The sequence below is a fragment of the Janthinobacterium salmonicoloratum genome, assembly GCF_051380845.1.
Taxonomy (GTDB): domain Bacteria; phylum Pseudomonadota; class Gammaproteobacteria; order Burkholderiales; family Burkholderiaceae_D; genus Janthinobacterium; species Janthinobacterium lividum_F.
This window is the reverse complement of sequence record NZ_JBNYXV010000006.1, coordinates 192,600-202,972: the sequence shown is the minus strand read 5'-3', so window position 1 is coordinate 202,972 and position 10,373 is coordinate 192,600. Positions and strand designations below refer to the sequence as shown.

11 protein-coding genes are annotated in these 10,373 nt (G+C 63.8%); 8 read left to right on the top strand and 3 right to left on the bottom strand.

Translation table 11 applies throughout. The features are described from left to right. From ACQ4WY_RS24115 to rpoH, 3 genes are all read left to right on the top strand, one after another. The gene (locus ACQ4WY_RS24115; protein WP_436506241.1) at positions 1 to 744 is read left to right on the top strand and encodes a cell division ATP-binding protein FtsE; all 744 of its coding nucleotides are present in this window, start codon (positions 1 to 3) and stop codon (positions 742 to 744) included. Then, positions 741 to 1,661 (top strand): permease-like cell division protein FtsX, encoded by a 921-nt coding sequence (gene ftsX / locus ACQ4WY_RS24110; RefSeq protein ID WP_436506240.1) that lies wholly within the window; start codon positions 741 to 743, stop codon positions 1,659 to 1,661. The genes ACQ4WY_RS24115 and ftsX overlap by 4 nt, the downstream gene beginning before the upstream one ends. A gap of 422 nt (positions 1,662 to 2,083) precedes the next feature. Continuing rightward, positions 2,084 to 2,977 carry an RNA polymerase sigma factor RpoH gene (gene rpoH, locus ACQ4WY_RS24105; protein ID WP_436506297.1) on the top strand — a complete coding sequence of 298 codons (894 nt, stop codon included), beginning with the start codon at positions 2,084 to 2,086 and terminating at the stop codon, positions 2,975 to 2,977. Between the two features lie 89 nt (positions 2,978 to 3,066). Here the strand turns inward: rpoH and ACQ4WY_RS24100 are convergent, their stop codons facing one another. Further along, the gene (locus ACQ4WY_RS24100; protein WP_436506239.1) at positions 3,067 to 3,333 is read right to left on the bottom strand and encodes a hypothetical protein; all 267 of its coding nucleotides are present in this window, start codon (positions 3,331 to 3,333) and stop codon (positions 3,067 to 3,069) included. Between the two features lie 178 nt (positions 3,334 to 3,511). Between ACQ4WY_RS24100 and ACQ4WY_RS24095 the strand changes: the two genes are divergently transcribed. Further along, positions 3,512 to 3,964: a hypothetical protein gene (locus tag ACQ4WY_RS24095; RefSeq protein ID WP_436506238.1), complete on the top strand. Its 453-nt coding sequence runs from the start codon at positions 3,512 to 3,514 to the stop codon at positions 3,962 to 3,964. A gap of 3 nt (positions 3,965 to 3,967) precedes the next feature. Here ACQ4WY_RS24095 and ACQ4WY_RS24090 read toward each other — a convergent pair whose 3' ends face one another. After that, positions 3,968 to 4,315 (bottom strand): antibiotic biosynthesis monooxygenase family protein, encoded by a 348-nt coding sequence (locus ACQ4WY_RS24090; protein WP_436506237.1) that lies wholly within the window; start codon positions 4,313 to 4,315, stop codon positions 3,968 to 3,970. Further along, positions 4,312 to 5,427 carry a cytochrome P450 family protein gene (locus tag ACQ4WY_RS24085; RefSeq protein ID WP_436506236.1) on the bottom strand — a complete coding sequence of 372 codons (1,116 nt, stop codon included), beginning with the start codon at positions 5,425 to 5,427 and terminating at the stop codon, positions 4,312 to 4,314. Before ACQ4WY_RS24085 ends, ACQ4WY_RS24090 begins: the two co-directional genes overlap by 4 nt. 76 nt (positions 5,428 to 5,503) lie before the next feature. Here ACQ4WY_RS24085 and ACQ4WY_RS24080 point away from each other — a divergent pair, with 76 nt between their 5' ends. From ACQ4WY_RS24080 to ACQ4WY_RS24065, 4 genes are all read left to right on the top strand, one after another. After that, positions 5,504 to 6,202: an ArsR/SmtB family transcription factor gene (locus tag ACQ4WY_RS24080; RefSeq protein ID WP_436506235.1), complete on the top strand. Its 699-nt coding sequence runs from the start codon at positions 5,504 to 5,506 to the stop codon at positions 6,200 to 6,202. 130 nt (positions 6,203 to 6,332) lie between these two features. After that, on the top strand, positions 6,333 to 7,196 hold the full coding sequence (locus ACQ4WY_RS24075; protein ID WP_436506234.1) for a DUF3667 domain-containing protein: 864 nt from the start codon (positions 6,333 to 6,335) through the stop codon (positions 7,194 to 7,196). Between the two features lie 60 nt (positions 7,197 to 7,256). Next, positions 7,257 to 7,991 carry an ABC transporter ATP-binding protein gene (locus tag ACQ4WY_RS24070; RefSeq protein WP_436506232.1) on the top strand — a complete coding sequence of 245 codons (735 nt, stop codon included), beginning with the start codon at positions 7,257 to 7,259 and terminating at the stop codon, positions 7,989 to 7,991. Then, the gene (locus ACQ4WY_RS24065) at positions 7,988 to 10,315 is read left to right on the top strand and encodes a CPBP family intramembrane glutamic endopeptidase (protein WP_436506231.1); all 2,328 of its coding nucleotides are present in this window, start codon (positions 7,988 to 7,990) and stop codon (positions 10,313 to 10,315) included. The genes ACQ4WY_RS24070 and ACQ4WY_RS24065 overlap by 4 nt, the downstream gene beginning before the upstream one ends. Positions 10,316 to 10,373: the final 58 nt, after the last annotated feature.

Here is a 10,373-nt window from a genome sequence, read left to right as displayed (position 1 = left end):
ATGATTGAATTTCAGCACGTCTCCAAGCAATACTCCGCCGACGCCGTGGCGCTCAGCGACATTTCGCTGAGCATTGCCAAAGGCGAGCTGGTTTTTCTGGCGGGCCCGTCCGGCGCCGGCAAATCCACCTTGCTGAAAATGATCGCCGCCATGGAACGCCCCACGTCGGGCAAGCTGATCGTCAATGGCCAGGACATGGCAAAGATCAAGCCGGCCGGCGTGCCGTTTTTGCGCCGTAACATGGGCCTGATCTTCCAGCAGCAAAAATTATTGAACGACCGCTCCATCCTGGCCAACGTCATGCTGCCGCTGCTCGTCGTCGGCGCCCACAAGGCGGCCGCCGAACAGCGCGCGCGCGCCGCGCTCGACAAGGTCGGCCTGCTCGACCGCGCCATGGCGCGCCCCCTGTCACTGTCGGGCGGCGAGCAGCAGCGCGTGTCGATCGCGCGCGCCATCGTCAACCGGCCACAGATCATCCTGGCCGATGAACCGACGGCCAACCTGGACCGCGCCAGCGCCGACAAGGTGCTCGACGCCCTGAAAGCGTTTCATTCGGTGGGCGTGACCTGCCTCATTTCCAGCCATGACGAACAGATGCTCGACGCCGCCGCCCGCGTAATCCACCTGAAAAACGGCCAGCTGGTCGCCATCGACAAGGCCACGCAAGCGCCCGTCTTCGCCCCGCCCGATCCCGATTTTGCGCCCGCCCCCGGCCCGGACGACGCGCAGGGAGAACAGCTATGAGAGGCTGGTTCCGTCAACACCGCTTCGCCCTCGGTTCGGCGCTGATTCATTTGCGCAAGTCGCCGGGCGGCTTTTTATTGAACGTGCTCGTCGTCGCCATCGCCCTGTCGCTGCCGTTCGCCGGCTTGACCATGCTCGACAATGTGCGCCCCATGTCGGAACAGATGTCGGTCGACCCGGAAATCAGCGTCTTCCTGAAGATCGACTTGCCGCGCGAGCAAGCCGTGGCCCTGGCCAGCGCCATGCGCAAGATCGTGGGCGAGCAAAAGGCGAAGATCGTCTTCATCCCACGCGAACAGGCGCTGGACTCGCTGAAAAACAAGAACGGCCTGGCCGACGTGCTCAGCACCCTGGGTGACAATCCCCTGCCCGACAGCTACGTGCTGAAGCTCGATGCCTTCAGCAGCGCCAGCGAGGCGCAGGACGTCGATGCAGTGGCGGAACAGTTGCGCCACCTGCCAGGCGTGGAATCGGCGCAAGTCGATTCAGCCTGGGTCAAGCGCCTGGCGGCCCTGCTCGGCGTGCTGCGCCTGGTGCTGCTGCTGCTGGCGATCACCTTGGGCGTGGCCGTAATCGCCGTGGTCTTCAATACCATCCGCCTGCAAGTGATGCAGCAGCGCGATGAAATCAGCATCTCGAAACTGATCGGCGCCACCGACACCTTCATCCACCGCCCCTTCTATTACACGGGCGCCCTGCTGGGCCTGTGCGCCGGTGCGCTGGCCCTGGGCGCCGTGGCGCTGGCCTTGCAGCCGCTGAATACGGCGATTGCCGAGTTTGCGCGCCTGTACGCGTCCGAATTCCAGCTGGTGCCGCTGGCGCCGCTGCCGATGGCTGGCTTGCTGGCCGTCAGCGCAGGCCTGGGCCTGATCGGCGCCTTCCTCTGCGTGCAGCGCCACCTGGCGCGCCTGAACTGACCTTCCCTTCCATGGCGGCGCCTGCGGTGCCGCCATGCGCCTCGTCATCCTTATACTGCTGTTGTCTTGATATTAAGCAAGTATTCTTAAGGTTCGCTTCAGCCAGAGGCCGTAGACTAGCTACGTTGTCGTGAAGCGGCCTGCAGCGCTGTCAGATCGCTGTTCATACACATTTATCAAGCATTGAATCGCCATAGCATTTAGGCTATCGGGACGATTAAATGTGCTGATTGGCACTCTCAAGCAGAGAGTGCTAATATAGGGACATACCAATAGCAGAACCGCCATGGACGCCAGATGAAGATGGTGCCGCGATCTGCAAAGTGCAAGACCGAATACGCAAAAACGAACAGACAAGCGGACCACGTCGCGTGACGTGGCCAACTGGAACAAAGCAAGACTACGAGGGAGAAAACATGACTATGATGTCCGCAACGTCCGCATTGGTTCCGACCAAAAGTAATGCGCTGGGCCTCGGGTTCACTGGCAATCTGGGCAATATTGACGCCTATATTTCGGCCGTGAACCGCCTGCCCATGTTGACCCACGACGAAGAAATTTCGCTGGCGACACGCCTGCGCGAAAAAAATGACCTGGCCGCCGCGCAAGAATTGGTGCTGTCGCACCTGCGCCTGGTCGTCTCGATTGCCCGCGGCTATCTGGGCTATGGTTTGCCGCACGCCGACCTGATTCAGGAAGGCAATATCGGCTTGATGAAAGCCGTGAAACGTTTCGATCCGGACCAGGGCGTACGCCTGGTGTCGTACGCCATGCACTGGGTGAAAGCCGAGATGCACGAGTACATCCTGAAAAACTGGCGCCTGGTCAAGGTTGCGACGACGAAGGCGCAGCGCAAGCTGTTCTTCAACCTGCGCAGCCACAAGACGGGCCTGGACGCGATGACGCCGAAGCAGATCGATGCGCTGGCCAAGCTGCTCGACGTGAAACGCGAAGAAGTGATCGAGATGGAAACGCGTTTGAGCGGCCGCGACATTGCGCTGGAATCGCCAACCGACGATGAAGACGACAAGTTTTCACCGATCGCCTACCTGTCGTCGGAGCAAAGCGAGCCGACCAAGGTGCTGGAAGCGGAACAGGTGACGCGTCTGCAATCGGAAGGCCTGGAAACGGCCTTGGGCAAGCTCGACGCCCGTTCGCGCCGCATCATCGAAGCACGCTGGCTGGCCAACGACGACGGTTCCGGCGCCACCCTGCACGCGCTGGCAGAAGAGTTCGGCGTATCGGCCGAGCGCATCCGCCAGATCGAAGTGGCGGCACTGAAAAAAATGAAGGGCGCCCTGGCCGCCTACGTGTAAGCACAGCAATGCCGCAATGCAAAAGGCGCCGCAAGGCGCCTTTTAGTTTTACAGTTTGATGTTTATCAACAGATAAACATTGTCAGCCGTTACGCTGCAGCCAAGCCCTTGGTGATCAGCTCGGCGACCAAATCATTCAGATCCGCGCCGCGCTCCTTGGCCAGGGTCTGCAATTGCAACACCAGATCGCTGTTCAGCTTGACGGCGAATGGCACCAGGCCCAGGGCCTGATCGCGCTTGCGCTGCTCGCGGCGGTCGACGACTACCGCTTCCTTACCGAATGCACCGGCGCCGGGAACATTCATCTTTCCCATCAGTTTCTTGGCATCGCTTTTCGCCAGGGCAGTTTTTTTCATGGTTGTTTCCTGATTTTCAAAACAGCCATTTTACGCAGTAATCGGCGCGCCGCGTGGCCGGCGCATCAATTCACCCGCAGCGCGCCAATGGTGCGCCGGAAAAATATCATTTTGTTACTATCATTTTATCCCACGCGTGGACAAGCACGCCAGGGACGCTCCACCTGAAAGGAAAAACATGCCTTACCTGACCCGCTCTTATCGTACCGTGCTACTTCCCCTGTTCTTCGCCTGCCTGGCCGTGCTGGCGGGCTGCGGCGCGGCCGGCAGCGCCGGCGACGCGGAAAACACGCCGCGCAGCGTCACCCACGTGCTCTCGCCGGGCGAACAGGTCGCCATCACGGCCACCGACACCCTGAAACTGGAGCGCGTCAACGACAGCCGCTGCCGCAAGGGCGCCGTGTGCGTGTGGAAAGGTTACGTCAGCTACAGTTTCAGTCTGCTCAACAGCGCAGGCGCCACGGACATCGTCTTGTCCGACTCCATGCCGGGCGCCGCCAGTTCCGTCACCGTCAACCACCTGACGTTCACCCTGCTTGACGTCGACCCGGCCACGCCGCCCGCCCTGAACGCGGCCGAGCCCACGTATCGGGTCAAGGTAAAAATCACGCAGGGCGCGCTGCCCCGCTAAACGCTAGGCATCGTGGCGCCGCTGGCTGTCAGCGGGCGCCTGTTGCCGGTCCAGCATGCCGTAATCGCGCACCACGGCGGCGATGCGCAGCCGGTAGTCGTCGAATACGCCCTGCCGGCCGGCCGACTGCGCCGCGCGGTGCGCTTCCAGTTGCCGCCACTGCGCCAGCGCCGCCTCGTCGCGGAAAAACGAGAGCGACAATAATTTACCCGGCTCGCTCAGGCTGCTGAAGCGCTCGATGGAAATGAAACCATCGACTTCATCTAGCAGGGGCCGCAGCGCAGCGGCCAGGTCCAGGTACTGCTGGCGCCCTTCCGCGCTGGGCCAGACTTCAAATATCACGGCGATCATTTCATTTCTCCTGGGCCAAAGACAGGAATGCGCGCGTTCAACGACGGCAGATAACTCCACGCCAGCGGCATGTCTTCCAGCCCATCGGCCCACGCTTGCAGGCATGCCGTGGCGATGGCGTGCGCGATGGCCTGGCCCGGACAGACGTGGCGGCCATGGCCAAAACCTGACTCCGCACGGCCGGCGCTGGCCAGCACCACGACGATCATTTGCCCGGCCGGCACGCGCACGCCATTGAACTCCACGTCTTCCTCCGTATAGCGGCGCGTGTTGTGGATGGCTGGATCATGCCGGCCGACTTTGCGCAGCATGGCTGGCCACAGCTGCGGTGCTGCGCGCAGTTGCGGCAGTAAATCCGCTTGGGTGCGCAGGGCCACGACAGCATTGCCCAGCAAGCCAGCCGTGGCGTCGCACGTCTGCGACAGCAGCCCCACGAGGTTGGCCAGCACGCCGCCCGAGGCTCGCCAGCCCAGGGCATCCGCCTCTGCCACGACCTTGGCCAGCAAGCTGCCGGGCCGCGCATCGCCCTCACGCAGCAATCGGCTAAAGCTTTGCAGCAAGGCATCGGCAGCCACCTGCGCGCCGGCCAGTTGTTCGGCATTGCTCAGCGGCGACAGGCAAGCGACAAAGGCGCGCGTCCAGGCAGCCAGCGCCGGCCATTGCGCCGGTGCAAAGCCCAGCAAATCCGCCATGGCGAACAGGGGCAGTTCGAACATCGCATCGTTTAGTTGCGCGGCGCTGTCGGGTACGCGGTCACCGGCAAGATGCATCGCCCGCCCCTGCAGGCGCGCCAAGTCCACCTGGCCCAGCGCATGCGCCAGCACCTGTTTCGGCACGGCATGCCGTTCGCCCTCATTCATGCGTACCAGTTCCGCAAAAATCGCGCCGCATGGCGTGCCCGCCAGGTTATGCGGCACTGCCAGTCCTGCTGGCCGCACGCGGCAAGCGGGATGCTCCAGCACGGCCCGCACACCGGCCGCGCCCGTCGCCAGCCAGCAATCGAGTGCCGCATCGAAACGCAGCGGCGGGCCTTCCGCCAGGCGGCGATAATAGTCATACGGCGCCGCATGGGTGACGGCGAAAAAAGGGTCGGCGGGATAGTCGAGCGGCATGCGCATTCCATTGCGGTGAAGTGGGGACACGAGTATGCTGCCCCTTCCACCACAACACTTCGCCCACGGACGAATCATGGATGACAAACTTCCCTCGGCCGACAGGGGACTGGCGCAACTGGCCGGCGCCATCGCCGAACCGGCCCGTGCGCGCATGCTGTGCAGCCTGCTCGATGGGCATGCGCGCACGGCCACGGAACTGGCGGCGCTGGCCGAGGTAGGCGCCTCGACGGCCAGCGCGCATCTGAGCCGGCTGCGCGAGGATGGCTTGTTGTCCATGCTGGCGCAGGGCAAGCACCGCTATTACCGCCTGGCCAACGCCAATGTAGGCCTGGCCCTCGAAGCGCTGCTGGTGGTGGCCGGCGTGGCGGCGACGCCCTTTACGCCCACCACGCCCGACCGCCTGCGCCATGCGCGCACCTGTTACGACCACATGGCCGGCAGCGTCGCCGTCGCCCTGCACGACCAGTTGCACGCGCAAGGCTGGCTGCTGGACGATGGCGGCGAAGGCGAGTATTGCCTGTCGGAAGCGGGCGCGGCTGGCATGGCGGCCCTGGGCATCGACGTGCCGCAATTGCAGCGCCAGCGCCGTCGCTTCGCCTGCGCCTGCCTGGACTGGAGCGAACGGCGCGCCCACCTGGGCGGTGCGCTGGGGGCCGCCCTGTTGCAACTGATGCTGCGCCAGCGCTGGGCCGAGCGCGAACTCGACAGCCGCGCCCTGCGTCTCACGCCGGACGGCGAACGGCGCCTGCTGGCCGCCTTCGGCGGCCGCTGAACGGCGCAGGCATTTTGTATCTCGAAAGCAACTATCGAGAGAAAAATGCCCTTTTAGTATTCTTTTCCTTCATCATATGCTGCGCCCTTGAGCGATCTTTTTTACCTTTCGGCTATGGAAAGAGTCCATCTTGAAAACAGCGTCACCCAGCACGAGTCCCGCCAGTACCTGCCATAACTGCAATACCAATGCGCCAGGCAACTTCTGCAGCGCCTGTGGCCAGGCGACGACCCTGCACGTGCCCAGCGCGCGCGAATTCCTGCATGAGTTTGTCGCGCATTATGTGGCGCTCGAAGGCAAGCTCTGGCGTACCCTGGCCTTGCTGCTGTTTCGTCCTGGCGCACTGAGCAATGAATATCTGGCGGGACGCCGCGTGCGTTATGTCGAGCCGCTGCGCGTCTACCTGACCTTCAGCATCCTGTTCTTTGCCATCCTCAAGTTCAGCAGTCCCGACGTATTCCTCACCGTCCACAGCCAGAAAGCCCAGGTGAGCGCCCATGGCCCCGGTCAAATTGCGGAAAACAAGTCATCGCCTATGCAGGTCAGCATTTTGGGCCAGACACCCACGCTGCCGCGCCAATGGCAAGACTTTGAGCAACTGCCCACGGCGGAGAAACAAAAACTCGTGGTGGACAGCTTTTTTCATTACGCGCCATACGCCATGTTTTGCCTGATGCCGCTGTTCGCCCTGTTCCTGAAAATCCTCTACCTGGGCAGCGGACGGCGCTATGGCGAGCATTTCCTGTTCGCCCTGCACAGTAACGCCTTCGCTTTCATCACGATGGCGCTGATGAGCTTGATCCCCGTCGACATTGTCCGTCTCGCGCTCGGCGCCTGGCTGCTCGCCTATCTGCCCTGGGCCATGTGGCGCGTGTATCCAAGTGGCAAACTGGCTACCGTCTGCCGCTGGCTGTTATTGATGGCCGCCTACTGCCTCGCCATGAGTCTGGCGATTGTGGCCTGCATCGCCATGGGCGTGATGCTGCGGCATTAAGGGGCGCTCTGGCGGCGCCATATCGGGCTATCATCCTGCACGCTATCTTTTTTGGGATGCATGATGATTGCCTTCGAAGGCTTGTCCAAACAGTACGGCACGTTCGAGGCCCTCAAACCATTGACCTTGCAAGTAGGCAAAGGAGAGGTCTTCGGCTTCCTGGGCCCGAACGGGGCCGGCAAGACCACCACCATCCGCATGCTGATGGGCATTCTCGTGCCCAGCGCCGGCCGCGTGCTGGTCGATGGCCTCGATTGCCACCGCGACGGCGCCGCCGTCAAGCGCAAGGTGGGCTATCTGCCCGACAATCCCATCTTTTACGACTATTTGCGGGGCCGTGAAATCCTGCAGTTCGTGGCTGAAATGCACGGCTATCCGCGCGCGGAAGCGGCCGCCCGCGCGGCGCGCCTGCTGACGGAATTTGGCCTCGACGAAGCGAGCGAGGATTTTGCCGTCAATTACTCGCTGGGCATGAAGAAAAAACTGGGCCTGGCCTGCGCGCTGATCCACGATCCGGCCGTGCTGATCCTCGATGAACCGATCAACGGCCTCGACCCGCGTGCTTCGCGCGACGTGCAGGAACGCTTGCTGCGCCGCGCCGCCGCCGGCACCACGATCTTCGTTTCCACACATCTATTGGATATGGCGCAAAAGCTGTGCAGCCGGGTGGCCATCATCCACCGTGGCGCCCTGGTCGCCACGGGCAGCCTGGACGATATCCGCCAGCAGTTATCCAGCGATGGCAGCCTGGAAGACCTCTTCTTGCAACTCACCGATGAAACGTCCCCGGCATGACACCGGCGCCGCCCACCGCCTGGCGCGCCGTCTGGCTGCTGACCCGCTTGCGCCTGCAGCGCCTGCTCAACGTCAGCGGCCGTGGCTTTTCCTTCAAGAAAAACAATAAAAGCCGCCCCGCCACGCCGGGCAAGCGTGGCGGACGCTGGCTGCTGACCGCGTTGCTGTTGCTGCCCATGCTGTTTTCCTTCGGCAGCATTGCCCGCCACAGCGTGCTGAACATGCATTGCCTGCTGGACCAGGTCGCCGCCTGCCAGGCACGCGGCAGCCTGCACACGGGCAGCCACCTGCTCGAGCCCGTCATCGCGCAACTGATGGCCACGCCCTTCAGCGCGGCGCTGGCGGGCGGCCTGACCCTGCAGCTGGCACTGCTGTGGCTAGTCAGCGTCTTGCTGCCGTTGGGCATGGGAGAACTGGCCAAGCCGGACTGGGACCTGGAATGGCTGGTCACCCTGCCCATCGCGAAAAGCACCTTGCTGTGGGCGCGCGTGCTCGAACGCACGCTCGTCAATCCGGCCGGCTTGCTGGCCCTGTGGCCCAGCACGACCGTCATCGCCTGGTATTCAGGCCAGGGCTGGTTTTCACCACTGTCCGGCCTGCTCGCCAGCCTGATCCTGCTGGCCCTGGCCGCCATGCTGCGCACCCTGATCGACACGGGTTTGCGCCTGTCGCTCAATGCGTCCCAACTGGGCAACCTGCAGGCAGTGATCTCGCTGGCGGGCCTGTTGCCCATGTATATGGGCATGTCGTTCGGCATGGGCACGGGCGGCTTCGCGTATGCCTGGGCCGCCGCCATGCCCGCCTGGAGCACCTGGACACCGCCAGGCTTGCTGCTGCGCCTGCTCAATGCATCTGACGTGGCGGCCCTGCTGATGCCAGCCGTCCTGCTGCTGGCGCAAACCGTGTTGCTGATGCTGCTGGGCATGGCCATCCTGCGCCGCCAGCTGCGCCAAGGCGTGGTCGGCGCGGGCCAGCGCGAAGGCGCGCGCAAGCCGGCACCAGCACCACTGCCGGCACGCCAGTGGCGCCTGCGCATCGGCACGGCGATCCAGCGGCGCGAGCTGACGTTACTCTTGCGCGATCGCAATTTTCTCGTGCAAACCCTGCTGATGCCCTTGCTGATCCTCGGTGGCCAGGCCCTGTTTACGGGCCAGGCGCGCGACGTGCATGCGCTGCTGGAGCATCCCGTCCTGCTGGCAGCAACGGGCTTTTTCCTCGGCACCTATGTGCTGATGATGTCGGCCTTCCAGACCCTGAACAAGGAAGGCGGCGCGCTGTGGCTGCTGTACACCTTTCCCATCTCCGTCGAGCAGGCGCTGCGGCAAAAGGCGCAGCTGTGGGCCGTACTGGCCCTGCTGTACCCTTTGACCCTGTTCGGCGTGGCGCTGGCCTGGCTGCCCGCCTGGTCGTGGCAGACGGCGGGCCTGATGCTGCTGGCCCTGGCCGGCATCCCTTTGTATTCGCTGATCGCCGTGGCGCTGGGCGTGTTTGCCAGCGACCCGCTGGCCACCGAAACAACGGCAAAGGTGCGCCCCACCTATATGTACCTGTATTTGCTGCTCACCGGCCTATACCTCGCCGCGCTGGCCGCCGGCAGCCTGGTGCAGCAACTGGTGTTTGTCGTGCTCACGGGCGCGCTGGCCGTGGCCCTGTGGCAAAAGGCACGCGACTCTCTGCCCTACCTGCTCGATCCCGCCGCCTCGCCGCCGGCCACGGTGGCGGCGGCCGACGGCCTGATCGCCGCCATGCTGTTTTTTAGTCTGCAAACACTGGCCTTGATCCTGCTCAAAAGTACAAGTGCAACGCCGCTGGCGCAGCTGGCCATCGCCTTGGGCGCGGCCGGCGCGCTCACGTATGCGCTGCTGCGCCTGGTCTATTGGCGCGCCAGGACGACCGGCGTGCCGCGCATCGGACAGGGCCGCCAGCCGTGGCGCCGGGGAGGCGCGGGCGCCTGTGTCGCGGTCCTGTTCGGCATCGGCTACGCGGCCCTGTTGCCAACGCCTGCCGCGCCCCTGCAGGGTGTTCTATCCTGGAACGGGCTGTGGCTGCTGGCCGTGAGCGTGCTGGCCGCGCCCCTGTGCGAAGAATTCATCTTCCGCGGCTTGCTGCAGGGCGGCTTGCGTCGTTCTCTGCCGGCCTGGCAGGCGATCGGCATCGCCGCCGCGCTGTTTGCCATCGTGCAGCCGCCCGCCGCCATGCTGCCCGTCTTCGTGCTGGGTCTGTGCACGGGCATCGCGTACGAACGCAGCGGCGCGCTGCTGGCGCCCATGCTCACGCACGCACTCTACAACGCTGCCATGCTCGGCTATCAGATGAATAGGTGATTGTTGCCGGGTTTGCTAGAATCGCACACGTTTCCGTCCGTATCCCAAGCAATGACTA